A 14,425-nucleotide genomic window follows, 5' to 3' on the forward strand; every position below is an offset into this window, starting at 1 on the left:
CCGGTCACTCCGCCAGCCAGTTGTCGAGGATGCGGGCGATGGTGCCGTTGTCGCGCAACTTGACGAAGGCGGCCTGCAGTCGATCCGCCTTTTCCTTGCGCGCCTTCGGAAGCGCGATGTAGCGGGGGATCAGGCCGGCGGGCTTCGGCAGCACGCGCACGTCCTTCAGCCGGCCGTCCTGCTTGGCCATGTAGTTCAGCACATGCAGGTCGCCGATGATGACATCGACCCGGCCCAGGATGAGGCGGCGGAAGTTGACCACGTTGCTGCTGGAGGCAAGCTTGTCCAGATAAGTCGCGGCGTCGAAATCGGGCGCGTAGGAGAAGCCGTCGACCACGCCGATCCGGTAGGGGGTGAGATCCTCCAGTCGGTCAAAGGTGATCGTCGATTCCTTGCGCACCATGAACACCGTGGTGCCGGTGCGGAACGGCCCAATCATGTTGTATTGCGCGAAGCGGGCGGGTGACGCGATGAACTGGAACCCGATGTCGGCGGTGTTCTCGTCCATCGACTGCACCACCTCTGACCAGGACAGCGGGCGGTGGACCGGGGTGACGCCCAACTCCTTCAGCAACGCGTTGACGATCTCGGTGTCAATGCCGGTGCGATTGCCATTGAAGGAGTAATTATAGGGCGGGAAATGGTCTTCCGACGCCACGGTCCAATATTCCGCGTTCGCCGGGAAGGACATGGCAAGTAGGGCCAGCAGGCTCAGCAGCAATGCCGGAAACAGCGGCCGGCGTGGCCGTGCTGTGGGATGGGTGAGGGTCATGACTGCGGTCACGCCTTCGCCTGCTTCTTGCGACGGGAGGTCAGCAGGATCATGACGAGGAGGGCGCCGGGCGGCGTTAGAACCACCGCCAGAAAGGCATAAAGCAGGAAGCCGCCGCGGCGGCCGATCCCCAGGAACCCGACCAGCAGGCAGAGACCGATATAGATCAGCTCGAACACGGCGATGCTTCCCTCTTTACCCGGCGTTCGGTCGTTCAGGCCTTAACCGGCCTTCTGGATCGGCTGCTCGTCCATCTGCGGTGCGGCGGCCGGGGCGTCGGCGGCCTGACCCTTGGCGGCCTCGAACTCCTTGCGGAAATACTCGCGCATCGCATCAATATCGAAGTCGAGCAGCGTGCCGCCGGTTTCGAAATGCTGGGCAAACACCTGGCCCAGAGCCCGGGTCGCCGCCAGCGACAGCGCCGGCATCACCGCCACGCCGAGCGCGGTGCCGATGAAGGGGACCGCCTTGACGGCGGAGCCCAGGACGCTGGAGCTGAGAGCCCCCGGCATGACGCCGCCCAGCAGGGCGCCGACGATGGCGCGGGTCCGCTCCTGCGCGAACTCGACTTCGTAGAGCTTGGCGAGCTTGTGGACGAGGTTCAGCTGCGCCGCGCTGACGGCGGCGACGTCGGCGCCCGGAACGGGGATCAGCCCGAAGGCGCCCGAGGCGTAGCTGTGATACTTGATCAGGTCCTGGGCACGCTTCTTACGGTCTACCATGATCCGAAGCCTTTCTCGGGTCGGGAAGTGTTGATCGGTGGTGGATATTCCGATGCGAAACACACGTTTCCATGCATCTCGCATCGCCGAGCCGAGCTTCCTGAGGGAAAGCAGCAGCCTATCGTCAATTGCAGACGCAGCGATTGACAAACAAATGGCGTATGCTGCTCAGGGGCAGCGAAGAAATTAGCAAATCGTGATTAGATCTTTTCTGGCAGGATCTTTAAGCCTGCCATAGTGGCTTGAGCTAACTTACTGATACGTTTTTATTGATTAAAATCGTATTAAGTCTCAATTAGGGTCGATGAGGTTTTTATAGGATATTGGATCGCCTTGTTGCGGCTTGTGACGAAAATTATCATTAGTTTTTCTTGTGGTCACTGCATTGTGCTACCTGGAAGGGAAACGGAACGGCAGGTCGAGCGTTTTGGCCGACAGAGACGCGCGCGATCCGGCGGCAATCGACGCGGTCAGGAACAGGATTGTGTCGCGTGCCGGTTCGCCGCCGATGGTCTGGGTCGGCAAAGCGATGCGCAGCAAGACGCCGTCACCGGTGGCTGAGGAGGGAGCCGACCGGCTTCTCAGCAGGCGGAGCAGCGCCCAAGGGCCGCGTTCCACCAGGGTCAACGTGTCGCCCGCAGCGGCCTCGGCCTCGCTCGCCATGGCGCTTTTCGGCCGGTAGGGCGAACCGGAGGCCCAGCGGAAGCTGATCTGCAGCGGCTGACCGATCTTCCAGACCAACGGCTCGGATCCGGTGGAGGCGCCGACCGCACCGGCTTCGGAACGGACGGACCAATCGATGATATGCTCCGCCCCAAGCTCTTGGGCCCGGTTTGTGCCGTAAGTGAAACGGACCCTCACGGGCACATTGCGCGCGACCGTGTCGAGCAGCGGCCGCGCCGCTTCCATCTTCTCCAGGAAAGCGGCGAGTTCGGGCGTCGCCGACCTCGTGATTGCGGGCCGGTTCTCATCAAGCTGTTCGAAGAAGCGGCGGACCTCCTTAGGATCGGCATCGGGCGCGCCGCGGGCGAGGTCGGAGCGGACGAAGGGGAAGCGGCCGGCCAGCGATTGGGCGAAGATTGCATCGAGCGTCATCACTGCCGCGCCCGGCTCCGGGGCAGAAACCCCGGCGGACGTGATCGGCAATGGCGGCAGCCGGGCAGGTGGCGGGGCTGTGTACGACGCAGGCGCTGGATCGGTGGCAACTGGTTGTTCGGGCATGGGGGAAACCGCTGCCTGCGCCTTCGGCGCGGATCGCGTCTCGACAGCCGGTGCAGCCGAAACGGCCTCAACGGACTTGCTTTCGGGAACGGTGGGCTTGGCCGGCGCCGGTTCGTCCGGAGCCTTGCTGGCCAAGGCGGCGGCCATTTGTGCCGGCAGTGCGGCGACGGCAGGGGTCAAGGCCAGTGCTCCTCCCTCCCCGCTTACGAGCAGGCGGCCGACCGGCACGGCGTCGAGCGCCAGGATGGCGGCACGGGCCGACGTGGCGGCGGTCGACAGCGCTTCCGTGATGCGGTCGGTGGTGTCGCGGCCGGGCAGGTCGGCGATCGCCGCCTTCTGGAGCGCCAGCTTGACGGCATCGGGCAGGCCGCGCGCGGGGTCCTGCAACGCGGCGGCGATCGGCCAGGCGGCGGCCTCGGCGACGGCATCGACCAATCGGCGGACGTCTGCGACATCCTCTTCGGTCGGCGCCTCGGGAAGATCCCGCAGACGCCGGGCCAGCGCCTGCGCGCGGAGGCGCAAGGGATTGCGGGTATAGAGTTCGTCGGCGAGCGGGGTGGCGAGTTGTACCGACTCCGCCCGCAAGGCGACCGCGATGGTCCTGGCATCCAGGTTGGGAAGGTCGGCACCAGCGGCGATGCGCGTGATGAAGCCGTCGGTCGCCGTCACCGTCGGGCGGGGAACGGCGCCATAGACGCTGTCCGCCAGCGCGATCAGCTCGTCGAACCCGCTGTTGCGGCGAAAGCGGTCGTAACGCTCCAATGCGTCGCGCCGGCCGCCGATGCGGTCCAACTGTGCGGCCAGCCGGCGGAAGGCCGGCAGTTCCTCGACGCTGCGGGGATTAGCGACGGGCGGCAGGTCGGTCAGCGCGGAACTGGGCAGCAGCGCGTCGCGGATCGGCCGCAGCACCGCGCGGCGCAGGGTGACCGACGCGAGCCGCTGCTTGTCCTCGTCGACGCTGCTGAACAGGGAGGTCGGCAGCAGCGGCGTGGCGAGCCGGTCGCGCTCCATCGCGGCGGTGGCGGCGATCACGCGGGTCACCATCGGGGCGTTGGCGACCGCGTCGTGCGACAGCAGCGCCCGCCGCAGGTCGGTGACCGAGTCCGCAACGGCGGGGCTGCCGGCCGAGACGGTGGCGAAGCCGTGCCACGCCGCGAGCGACAGCACCGCGGCGGAGGCGACCAGCGTTGCCTGCGCGATCCCGCGTCGGCGGCGGCCCTTCAGGAAGGCGGCCTCGGACGGACGGCCATAGCCGGGCTCGGCGAAGGCGCGGCCGGGCAGCAGGTCGCGGGCGAAGGCCGGGCGGCGCCCGCCGGTCGCGGTGGCGCAGACGCCGGTCAGGGCGATCCCGCGCAGCGGGAAGGGTTCGGCGGCCTCATCCCCTCCCAACGCACCATTGAGGAACAGCGCCAGCGGGTGCCGCAGCGTTTCCAGCGACGAACCCAGCAGTGGCAGGCGGACCCCGGCGGTTCCGGCGTCAAGGGCGTCCGCCTCCAGCAGTGCCAGGTCCGACCGGATGGCGTCGAACGCCTCGCCCACCCGGGCGGGGTCGAAAGGCTGCAGCCAGTCCTGCTGGCCGGTCCACCCCAGCGTGCCGTCCAGCATGGCGGCGGGAACCGCGGCGCAGAGGTCGGCGAAGCCCTCGAGGGCCTCTGCCCGCACTACGACCACATGCACCGGGCAGACCATGCCGAGGTTGTCGCGGATCGCCCGCAAACGGGCGCGCAGGGCCTCCGCCCGCTTGGCCAGGGCCTTGCGCGGCGCCTCGCGTTCGGCGGCGGCGCACAGCTCGTCGGCGCCGACCATCAGCAGGATGCCGTCCAGCGGGCGGCGCATCGGCCGCTTGCCCATCGCCGCGACCAGCGGCGGCCAGGAGGCGTCGAGTTTTGAGCCGTCGGCGGAGTCGGCACCGGCATGCAGGATCGCCGCCCCTTCGCAGAACCACCAGCAGCCGTCCCCGCCACCGCCATCCTCCGGCCAGCTGACATGGGTGGGGTCGGTGGCGAGCAACGCCGGACCGCCGACGCCGAAGGCGAGGAACCAGGGAATGTCGCCGCGCCGCAGGGGGACGCGCATCTGCCGGGTCAGGATGTCCAGCCCTTCGCCGTAGATGCGGGCCAGCGGAGGCTTGTCGGCGGCGCCTTTCGACGGAGGCGGCGCCTCCGCCCTCACATGCAGGGGCGAGGATGCCATGGCCTTGCGCGCCATCGTCTTGTTGCGGACCGGGGCCTTGGCGGCGGGCTTGCGGCCGCGGCGCAGCCGGGCGCGCAGCGTGGGCCAGACCGTCCGGGCCGCCCGGTAGAGGATGTAGAGCGGCAGCGCCGCCAGCGCGTAGGGCAGAAAGGCGAAGACGAAGGACAGGACCCAGCCGATGGCCGAGCCGATGGTGGAGAGCAGGAACTCCAGCGTCAGGATCAGTAGGACCATGACAGCCCCATATCCTCGACCGCGGACCGGGCGCCGCGCAGGTCACGCTGTAGATCGTTCACCGCGGTGGACCACAGCAGATGCGAAACCAGCAGGAACAGCGCCGCCACGCCGCCGGCCGCCATCCACCAGCGCCGTGCCGAGGGAAGGAAGCTGCCGAGCACGGCACCCGCCGGCGGATCATAGGCGCGCGGGCTGGCAAGGCCGGCCCGGATCGGCTCGGTTCCACCCTCCCTGCCGGTGACGATACGGTGCAGCGGGGAGCGCCGCGCCGCCGCCTGCGCATCGTCGGGAAATCCCAGGGCCAGAGTTGCGAGATAGACGGTGGCAAGCCCGCGGTCGGCCTTGGCGCCCTGGCGGATCAGGTCGTCGGCCTGGACGAACAGGGTCTGCACCGTGGCGTTCGCGCCGAACAGCCGGCCGGCGACGACGGCATCGGCAGGCTTCACCTGGGACAGCGCCCGGTCGGCCAGCATCGCCATCGCGAAGGCCGCCTTCACCACCATGCCATGGGCCACAGGTCCCTGGGCGGTCGCCGCGCTGCTCATGCCATGGAGCGTCGCGACCAGCCGTTCGGCCACCGATCCGGCGGGGGCCTGCTCCTGAGCGCACCCGGCCAGCAGATCGGTGTGGAAGGCGCGGAACAGGGTCAGAACACCCGGACCGGTTCCGCGCGTCGCTTCCAGGGGGAGAACCGGCGCGGCCGGAGCTTCGCCGGGCAAACGGGCAGGCGAGGGGGCAGGCCGGACGGTCACGGTGTTGTGTCCTTCGGCAGCGTAGCCACGGTGAAGCCGTTGCGACCCAGCCGGATGTCCAGGGCGCCCGCGCCATCCAGCGACTGGCGGTGGGTGCCCGGCGTGCCGTAGCGGGCGAAGACGATGGTTGCGATCGGGGTGGCGGCGAAGGGCGGCAGGCTGTACAGGATCACGCTCTGGCCGGGCACCATCTCCCACGATGCAATGGCGATCTGTCCGGCGGCCTCTCCGTTCAGGACCGCGCGGTCACGAAACCATGTGGCGGCGTCGAGCGAACCGAGCCGGCGCGCCAGAGCGCCGTCGGCCACCCGGACCACGTCGACGGCCACCGGATGGCGGTCGTTGGCGTCGGCATCGGCCACAATGCGAAGAATGGGGGCGGAAGTGCCGCTCGCGCCGCTATTCGCGTCCGGACGGGCGGATCTGTCCGCGGCGCAAGCGGCAAGCAGCAGGGCGATCGTCAGAGCCAGACGCTTCATGGTCAGCCGCCCGGCGCCGCGGACGCGGCTCCCGGTTGGCCGGCGCAGACATAGCCGGCCGGCGTGTGACGATACCAGTTGCCGGCCGATCCGGCGCAGGGGGCAAGCACCCGGTCGTTCCGCTGGGGTACGGCCGGTTCTCCTGCCGGAATCGCCACGGAGTCGGCTGTATCCCTGCCGGCCATATCCCTGCCTGTCGCCGGCCGGTTGGTTATGGCGAAGGACTCCTCGTCGTCCTCGACGATCATCACGTAGCGGGTGCGCTTGGACGGATAGCGGATGCCGACGTCATAGTCGCCATCGGCCACCCGCTCCAGGAGCGCGGCGGATTTTTCGCCGCCGATCGGAGCGCAGCCCGCCCCGGCGAGCAGGACCGGCAGCAGCATCGCCGTGACGAGCGGGCGGCAGGAGAAGGGGCGTGTCATCGGAATGGTCCTGCTCATGCCGGTATGGCCGTGACGGTGCCGGTAACGGTGCCGATTGCAGCACCCGTCTCCATCAGGTCGGGCGGGGTCGGGTCGATGCCGGCGTCGGCCAGCGTGCGGTAGACGGACCGCCAGACCAGTTCCGGCACGGCGAAGCTGGCGTCATGGTCCTTGACCCAGAAGAACAGGTTGTACTTGCACAGCCACTGGCCGTTGACGGCGCGGAAGCCGTCATAGCGCACGAAGGGCAGGCCGCCGGTCGCGCTGGGCATCACCCGGTCGGCGGCGCGGAGCGCGCCGGTCAGCAGGCCGCCCATCCGTCCGGGGTCGTGGCGCGCATCGGCGAAATATTCCAGCTTCATCGATACGCGTTCGACCGCACTGAAATTGACGACGGTGGCCTCCGACACCTTGGCGTTGGGCATGGCGACGATGAAGCCGGCGACGTTGCGCACCCGCACCGTCCGCCAAGTCATGTCCACCACGACGCCGCGGACGATGTCGGTGATCTGGATGCTGTCGCCGATCTGGAACGGCCGTTCGATGTTGAGGACGATGCCGGAAAAGACGTTGGCGATGTTCGCCTGGATGGCGAGGCCGACCACCATGCCGACGAGGCCCGATGCGGCCAGTAGGCTGGTGATCGGCTGCTTCAGCACGAAGGCGATGATGCCGCAGCCGGCGAAGCCGAAGACGATGAGGGTGGAGAAGCGGCGGACGATCGCCGGGATCCGGCGCTGGGTGCGGATCTCCAGCGGGGTCCAGACGAAGCGTTCCAGCGTCCGGTCGACCAGGATCGCCGGCACGATCCACCACAGCACGTTGATGCCGTTCACCACCATGGCGATGCCGCTGGCCGGAAGCGTCGCCACCGCCTGGTCCAGCGCGATGTTGCCGGCCGACATCAGCAGAAGCGGCCAGGACAGGATGCGCATGAACAGCGTCTGGATCTTCCAGAACTGGCCGCGGTCGCGCCGGTCCATGAAGGCGGCGAAGACCGCCAAAACGGCGCTGAAGATGGCGATGTAGACGAAGAAGTCGCGATGGATGAAGTCGCGCGCCGCCGGGGCGTCCGGCGTCGCCACCACGCCGAAATCGACGCGGGAGAAGTCGGGCTGGGGCCGGCCGAAGCCGACATAGTTGGGGTCGCCCTCGCTGCTCACGCTGGTGACGTCCTGGGAAATCCAGGCGCGCGCCAGACGCCAGCCGGGCGAGGGGGCCAGCACGCGGCGGGCGCGCAGCTGGTCGAGCAGAGTGGAGCTTTCGCTTTCGCCCTCCAGCGCCCGGCGGAAGCGGTCGGCGAGGCTGAGATCGGCGGCCGAGGCGGTTTCCGCCGCCGCCATCGCCTTCAGCTTCTCCACGAAATCGTTGGTGTTCACCAGCGACATGCCGAGCACGTCGGTGACGAACATCACGGTGTTGCGGTTCTGCGTCCGGTGGCGGAAGCTGACGCCGACCGAATGGCTGCCGTAGGGCGGGCGCTGGTCGGCGAAGTCGAGTGCAAAGCGCCCCTCGATCCGGTAGGCGACATAGGTGGTGACCTCGCCGCGCTCCTCGCGGTAGGGCTTGCCGAGTTCCACCGGCTTGACCGCGTTGGTGAAGACGACGTCGGCCGGATTGAAGGCGCCGCGGTAGCGGAACCAGATGGTCATGTTCAGCGTCGCTTCGTTGGTATCGGGGTTGAGGTCGCGGATCTCGTGCAGTTGAACGCCGGTGTAGATGACGTCCGTCTTGTACATGAAGCGGTCGTTGACGTAGAGCGCCCGCCCCCGCTGCACCTCCTCCAGGAAGTTGGAGACGCCGGCCTCGCGGATCGGCTGCAATTGGGTCAGCGCCGCCACCGGGTTCAGGCCGTTGTAGGTCGCTATCATCACCGGCAGCGTCGCCTGCCCGCGCGTATCGAAGGTCCAGGCGCCGGCATTGGCCTGGAAGGCGTTCTCGGTCCGGTCGTGGCCGGCGATGGCGAGGCGCAACGCGTCGCCGTCCGGTTTGCCGGTGCCGGCGGGGAAAGCTGCGATGGCGCCGGCGATCAGGTCGACGCCGTCGGCCCCCAGCGCCGCCGCCCAGTCGGGCACCGCGTTGAAGCGTTTGACATACTGGCCGTAGAAGCGCTGCGCCCGCTCGTTCGCCGTGTCGAACAGCACGGGCGACGCGACCACCAGGCCATGGGCGTAGGCCTCCGGCGTCAGCGCCTTGGGATTGGCCTGTGTCTGGGTGACGATTTCGGTGCGGAAGGCGGCCGTCGCCATTTCGGAGCCGCCGGCGATTAGGTTGCGCACGCCGGTGTCGCGCAGCGCGACCACCACGCGGGCGCTGTCCACCGCCGACCCGATAACGACGATGGCGCCGGTCGGCATCTTCTCCTTCACCGCCTGGGCGAGCGCCGGCAGGGCGCCGGCTCCGCCGCGTCCGGGGGCGTAGGTCCACTGGTTGACCAGCTTGGTGCCGAAGCGCTGGAGGATGGTGTCGAACTGACCGGCCAGGGAGGCCGCCTGCTCGCTGTCTTCGCGGATGATGGCGACCATCGGTTCGCCCACCACGTTGCGGACATAGTTGGCGAGGAAGCGGGTCTCATGCGTGCGGTCGAAGGCGATGCTGAACAGCCATGGGCTGGGTGCTGCATCCGCCGGGCGGACCAGCGGGCGCGGGGCGATCAGCGGGATCTTCTTCTGGGCATAGATGGCGGTGGCGCTGTCGGTAGCCTCCGGCGTGTGGCCGATCACCGCGACGATGCCGGGATCGTTGGCGATGCGCCGGGCGATCTCCAGCGATTTTCCTTTATCGCCCTCGTCGTCGAAGGGCCTGATCTCCAACGGCCTTCCGCCGATGCCGCCCGCTGCATTGATGGTATCGGCCCGCAGGGCCGCACCCTTGCGCAGCGCCAGCCCCAGTGCGGCGTCCGGTCCGCTCAGCGGCCCGACGACGGCAAGCGTCAGCGGCTCGCCGCCGCGCTCGCCGAGGAAGCCGGCGCGCACGACCAGGGACACCAGTACGGTGACCAGCATTGCCGCCGCCAGGATCAGGGCGAAGCGCGCCTTCTTGGTCATGTGCGACCAGCGCAGCGGCGGCCGGGAACGGGGCTGGAGCGAACTCAGCATCGGGTGAACCTCGGGAGAGGGAAAAATCGAGCCGCGCGGACCATCCTCACCGCTCCTGCATCGCGTGCTGAAGGCCGTTAAGGACCGGCGAGAAGACATAGTCGAGGATGGTGCGGCGCCCGGTCAGGATGCTGCAGGTCACCCGCACGCCGGGGAAAAGCTCGTAGGTCTTGCCGCCATAGTCGAAGCGGGTCACCGGCAGCTCGACGCGGACCTTGTAGTAGGACTGCTTGTTGGCATCGAGCAGGGTGTCGGGGCTGATCGTGCGGACCCGGCCCTCGATATGGCCGAAGCGTGAGGCGTCGCTGCCGGCCAGCGTCACCACCACCGGCTGGTCGGCGCGGACATAGCCGATGTCCTGCACCGGCAGGCGGGCGTCCACCACCAGATTGCCGTCGCGCGGCACCAGCTCCACCACGGTTTCACCGGCCTTGACGACGGCGCCCTTGGTGGAGACCGCCAGCGTCTTGACGATGCCGTCCATCGGCGCCCGCATGCTGGACCGGTCGAGGCTGTCCTGGTAACGGGTCAGCCGTTGCGACAGTTCGCTGTGGTTGCGCCGCGCCTCGTCGAGCGCGTTGCGGCCCTCCTCCTCGTATTTGCGGCCGATCCACACCAGCTTGCTGCGCGCCTCGGCCAGGGCGGCCTCAGCCTGGGCCAGCGTCGCGCGGTCCTCGGCGATGGAACCGGTAATGCGGGCGTCGTCGCGCAGCAGCTCCAGATGCTTCATGCGATTGGTGATCTCGCGTTTCAGCAGGCTTTCGCTGATCGACAGCTGTTCGCGGATCAGTCCCTGCGCCACCTGGGAGCCGGAGATGCGGGCGCGGACGGCGGCCATCTGCTGTTCGCGCTGGACGATGTCCTGGCGCTGGATGTCGAGGTCGGAAGCCAGCCGGTCGCGCCGGGCGCGGAACAGGTCGCGGGTCTGCGCCACCAGATCCGACCGCTCGCGACTCAACTTGTCGGGGAAGTCGATGCTGTCGCGGCGTGCGACCTCGGCCTCCAGCCGGGCGATGTCGGCGGAAAGCGAGCCGAGGCGCAGGCGCAGCTCCTCAAGGTCTGCGCGTGTCTTGGTCTGGTCCAATTCGACCAGAACCTGCCCGGCCTTCACCGAATCGCCTTCCTGCACCAGGATGTCGCGGACGATACCGCCTTCGAAATGCTGGACCGATTGGTTGTAGGCCAGCGGCACCACGTCGCCGGGGGCGCTGCTGGAGACATTCAGCTCGGCGACCGACGCCCAGCCCACCGCGGCCAGGAAGGCGGCGATGCCGACGGCGAACAACCCGTCACCGAAGCGGCCCTCGGTCTCAGGCGCCGTGGCGGTGGTGAAGGGCAGCGCCGGTGCCGTTGTGCCCCCCAGAGGAAGGGTAGGGCCGGCGGCCGTCTTGCGGGTCAGCAGGGGAAGCGGCTTCATGATGCCACCATTGCGGCCGTGTCGGAGGTCATCGCCGTGTCCTGCGGCCGGTCGAGGTCGAGCACCAGCGAGGCGCCCTGGAGGATGCGCGGATCGTGCGAGGCGATGACCACGGTGTGGCCGGCGCGCGCCAGCTCGATCAGCGTGCGGTAGACGACGGCGGTACCTTCGGCATCCAGCCCGTCGGTCGGCTCGTCCAGCAGCACCAGCCGTCCACCGACCGCGAGCGCGCGGGCGAGCGCCAGCCGGCGCCGATGCCCGACCGGCAGTTCCTGGCCGAAGTTGCGCAGCGGCGTGTCCAACCCCTGGGCGCAGTCGGCCACAGCGCGGTCGGCGCCGGCACGGTGAAGAACGGCCTGCAACTCCGTCTCCGACAAACGCGGGTTGGCGAGCAACAGGTTCTCCCGGATGGTCCGGTTGAGGAAGACGGGCTCCTGCGGCAGGTAGCCGATCTGCTGGCGCCACCAGAGGGGGGCGAATTTGCGGATGTCGACACCATCGGCCAACACCGCACCCTCCTGAGGATCGGCCAGCCCGGCGATCATGCGGATCAGCGTCGACTTGCCCGACCCGTTCCGGCCCTTCAGCACCAGGATGTTGCCGGCGGGCACCGACAGGGACAGACGGCGCAGCAGCGGGGTGACGGCGCCGGCCGGGGTGTATGTCAGGTCGCGCAGTTCCAGCGTCCCGTCATAGCGGGGCAGGCTGGTGCCGGTCGGTGGCTCCACCGCCGTGCGGGCGAACTGCTCCAGACGGCTCTGCGCTTGGCGGGCCATCGCCAGCGATTCGCCGATCTGCGCCAGCCGGGTGAAGGGAGCCAGCGCCCGGCCGACCAGCAGGTTGACGCCGATCAGCGAGCCGACATCCAGTTCGCCACGCACCACCAGCACGGCACCCGTGGCGATGACCGCCACACCCTGGAGCGCCTGGAGGCTCTGCGCCATGGATTGGGCGCGACCCTGGCGCATCGACATCCGCTCGCGCATCGTCCGCAGCGCCTTCGCCGCGCGCTGCCACTCGCCCAGCAGCGGCTTCGCACCGCCGAACAGCGCCACCGCGTCGCGGCCGACAATGGCGGAGGTGACGAGGCCCTGCGCGTCGGCGCCGGCCTGCGCCATATCGCGGCCGACCGCCCGCATGTCGGCCTGGGCCAGAAGGCCGGCGGCGATCGACAGCAGGGTGAAGAGAACGCAGATCGCCGCCAGCGGCCAGGAGACCAGCGCCACCACGACGATGAAGCCCACTGCGAAGGGCAGGTCGAACAGGGTCGCCAGATTGGCGGAACCCAGTGCCGCGTCGATCTGTTCGGGCGCCCGCATTGCCTCGCGCCGGGCGGCGTCGCCTTCCGCCGAACCGGCTCCGCTCCTTGCGGTCAGCAGGATGCCGAAGGCGCCGGTTGCCAGCCGCTCGTGCTCGACACGGCCGATGCGGCCGGCGATGCCCAGCCGGACATGGCGGAACAGATGTTCGAAAGCGATGGACAGCACGACGCCGACGGTCAGCGCCACGAGCGTGGAATCGACGCCGTGCGTCACATACCGGTTCAGCACCAGCATGGTGTAGAAGGAGGAGGCGAGGCCGAGCAGGTTCGCCGCGAACGAGGCCGCGAAGACGCGGGTCGTCAGCCGCAGATTTACGCGAAGCCGCAAAAGCAGCAAGCCGATGGCGCCGCCGGTCATTGCTGGTCTCCCTTCCCACGCTTGCGCTTCGAATCCCGGTTGGCGGGAGGCGCCGGTTCCTGCCTGCCGGGGTCGTCGAACAGTCCGCGTCCCATCGCCGCCGATTTCGGCATCGGCTTGGTCTGGATGTCGGCGGCGCTGAGCCGACCCATGGCGGCAAGCAGGCGGTAGCCGGCGAGAACCAGTTCCGTCTCGGCGGCGGCGGCGTCGCTGCGGGCGTTGATCAGCGTCGTCTCGCCCGACAGGATGTCGATGAGCGAACGGGACCCCAGTTCACGCTCCGCCCGCGCCACGTCGAGGAAACCGGCGGCGAGGCTCGCCTGATCGTTCAGCAGCTTCACCTGTGACCGGGCGCTTGCCAGCCGGCTCCAGCTGTTGCGGACGGTTTCCAGCACCGTGCGCTCCTGATCGGCCCAGGTGGCGTCGGCGGCGCGCAGGTCGGCCTCGGCGAGGCGGACGCTGTTGATCGCGGTCAGGCCGGTGTTCAGCGAAAAGGTGACCTGCAGCTTGAACAGCAGTTCGTTCTGCCGTCCGGGCTGGCCGGCGACGTCGCGCTTGATGTTGCGCTCGACATAGCCTTCCACCCGGGGATAGAGGCTGCGGCCGCGCACCGAGGTCACGGCCTCCTCGGCCGCGACGGTGGTCAGGGCCAGCTCCTGCAGACGCGGATTGTGGCGGCGCGCCTCCTCCACCGCCGCGTCCATCGACGGGGGCAGGGAGGCCTTGGTCATCGCCAGAACCTCGGCGCCGTCCAGCCGGAAGGACACATGGCCGAAATAGGCCTGGAAGCGGCTCAGCGCGGTCTGCATCGCTTCTTCGGCCGCGACGCGGCGGGCCTGGGCGCCGGCGAGCTGGCTCTTGGCCTGCAGGACGTCGGTGGAGAAGCCGTAGCCCTCCTGAAGGCGGACTTCCTCAAGGCCGGTCTGGCGGCGGATGTTGTCTTCCGACTGCCGGGCGAAGGTGAGCAGTCGGTGGGCGCGGACGAGGTTGGCGTAGGCGGACAGGCCTTCCACCAGCAGTTCCTGGCGGGTGCGCTCCACCGCGATGTCGGCGCGAACGACCGAGACCTGCGCCCGCCGGATGTCGGCATTGGTCGCGTCGAAGTCCCAGATCAGCTGGGTCGCGCGTATCGAAAGCTGACCGGCGTCCAGGTCGGTGTTGGGAAGGCCCGCCGGCTTTTCGGTGGTTTCGCGTCCGCCGTTGGCCGACAGGCTGAGAGTCGGATACCAGCCGCCATGGCTGATCCGCAGTCCATTGCGGGCGGAGTCTGCCGCCGCCTCTGCCCCTCTCAGTCGGTCATGCGTTTCCGTCGCCTTGGAAATCAGCGAGATCACATCTTCGCGCGGCGATGCAATCAAAGGCTGTGATGCTCCACCAAGAAGCGTAAGCCAGGCCGTGGCGTAAAAGAAGAATTTGCGCATGAGGGTCCT

General features: G+C 68.7%; 11 protein-coding genes. All 11 read right to left on the reverse strand.

Annotated elements, in window-relative coordinates; genetic code table 11:
- Window positions 1-4 precede the first annotated feature (4 nt).
- The 11 genes from ACCD06_RS20470 to ACCD06_RS20520 all read right to left on the reverse strand — a co-directional run bounded on the left by ACCD06_RS20470 (window position 5) and on the right by ACCD06_RS20520 (window position 14,353).
- Window positions 5-784 (reverse strand): substrate-binding periplasmic protein, encoded by a 780-nt coding sequence (locus tag ACCD06_RS20470; protein WP_247874555.1) that lies wholly within the window; start codon window positions 782-784, stop codon window positions 5-7.
- Window positions 781-951, reverse strand: a complete 171-nt coding sequence (locus ACCD06_RS20475; RefSeq protein WP_169054901.1) for a hypothetical protein — start codon at window positions 949-951, stop codon at window positions 781-783. Before ACCD06_RS20475 ends, ACCD06_RS20470 begins: the two co-directional genes overlap by 4 nt.
- A gap of 42 nt (window positions 952-993) precedes the next feature.
- Entirely contained in the window at window positions 994-1,494 is a 501-nt protein-coding gene (locus ACCD06_RS20480; protein WP_109157533.1) for a YcjF family protein, read from the reverse strand.
- Window positions 1,495-1,884: 390 nt separating this feature from the next.
- Window positions 1,885-5,142, reverse strand: a complete 3,258-nt coding sequence (locus ACCD06_RS20485; RefSeq protein WP_413343073.1) for a type VI secretion protein IcmF/TssM N-terminal domain-containing protein — start codon at window positions 5,140-5,142, stop codon at window positions 1,885-1,887.
- Window positions 5,130-5,897 carry a hypothetical protein gene (locus ACCD06_RS20490; RefSeq protein ID WP_413343075.1) on the reverse strand — a complete coding sequence of 256 codons (768 nt, stop codon included), beginning with the start codon at window positions 5,895-5,897 and terminating at the stop codon, window positions 5,130-5,132. The genes ACCD06_RS20485 and ACCD06_RS20490 overlap by 13 nt, the downstream gene beginning before the upstream one ends.
- On the reverse strand, window positions 5,894-6,376 hold the full coding sequence (locus tag ACCD06_RS20495) for a hypothetical protein (protein WP_413343077.1): 483 nt from the start codon (window positions 6,374-6,376) through the stop codon (window positions 5,894-5,896). Before ACCD06_RS20495 ends, ACCD06_RS20490 begins: the two co-directional genes overlap by 4 nt.
- Window positions 6,377-6,378: 2 nt before the next feature.
- Complete coding sequence (locus ACCD06_RS20500; RefSeq protein ID WP_136702934.1) at window positions 6,379-6,801, reverse strand: hypothetical protein; 423 nt, start codon at window positions 6,799-6,801, stop codon at window positions 6,379-6,381.
- A gap of 14 nt (window positions 6,802-6,815) precedes the next feature.
- Window positions 6,816-9,899, reverse strand: coding sequence for an ABC transporter substrate-binding protein (locus ACCD06_RS20505; protein ID WP_413343079.1), 3,084 nt, complete (start codon window positions 9,897-9,899; stop codon window positions 6,816-6,818).
- A 46-nt stretch (window positions 9,900-9,945) separates the two neighbouring features.
- A complete protein-coding gene (locus tag ACCD06_RS20510) occupies window positions 9,946-11,316 on the reverse strand; it encodes an HlyD family type I secretion periplasmic adaptor subunit (RefSeq protein WP_413343081.1) in 1,371 nt (456 codons plus the stop codon).
- Window positions 11,313-12,995, reverse strand: a complete 1,683-nt coding sequence (locus tag ACCD06_RS20515; protein ID WP_413343083.1) for an ATP-binding cassette domain-containing protein — start codon at window positions 12,993-12,995, stop codon at window positions 11,313-11,315. Before ACCD06_RS20515 ends, ACCD06_RS20510 begins: the two co-directional genes overlap by 4 nt.
- Window positions 12,992-14,353 carry a TolC family protein gene (locus tag ACCD06_RS20520; protein ID WP_413343085.1) on the reverse strand — a complete coding sequence of 454 codons (1,362 nt, stop codon included), beginning with the start codon at window positions 14,351-14,353 and terminating at the stop codon, window positions 12,992-12,994. Before ACCD06_RS20520 ends, ACCD06_RS20515 begins: the two co-directional genes overlap by 4 nt.
- Window positions 14,354-14,425: the final 72 nt, after the last annotated feature.

The sequence above is a fragment of the Azospirillum sp. CT11-132 genome (assembly GCF_047302835.1).
Classification (GTDB): domain Bacteria; phylum Pseudomonadota; class Alphaproteobacteria; order Azospirillales; family Azospirillaceae; genus Azospirillum.

Bases quoted from the DNA above. Each gene is read 5' to 3' on its own strand.
- ACCD06_RS20485 (WP_413343073.1), bottom strand. From the start codon at position 5,142: ATGGTCCTACTGATCCTGACGCTGGAGTTCCTGCTCTCCACCATCGGC.
- ACCD06_RS20515 (WP_413343083.1), bottom strand. From the start codon at position 12,995: ATGACCGGCGGCGCCATCGGCTTGCTGCTTTTGCGGCTTCGCGTAAAT.
- ACCD06_RS20505 (WP_413343079.1), bottom strand. From the start codon at position 9,899: ATGCTGAGTTCGCTCCAGCCCCGTTCCCGGCCGCCGCTGCGCTGGTCG.
- ACCD06_RS20480 (WP_109157533.1), bottom strand. From the start codon at position 1,494: ATGGTAGACCGTAAGAAGCGTGCCCAGGACCTGATCAAGTATCACAGC.
- ACCD06_RS20495 (WP_413343077.1), bottom strand. From the start codon at position 6,376: ATGAAGCGTCTGGCTCTGACGATCGCCCTGCTGCTTGCCGCTTGCGCC.
- ACCD06_RS20500 (WP_136702934.1), bottom strand. From the start codon at position 6,801: ATGACACGCCCCTTCTCCTGCCGCCCGCTCGTCACGGCGATGCTGCTG.
- ACCD06_RS20510 (WP_413343081.1), bottom strand. From the start codon at position 11,316: ATGAAGCCGCTTCCCCTGCTGACCCGCAAGACGGCCGCCGGCCCTACC.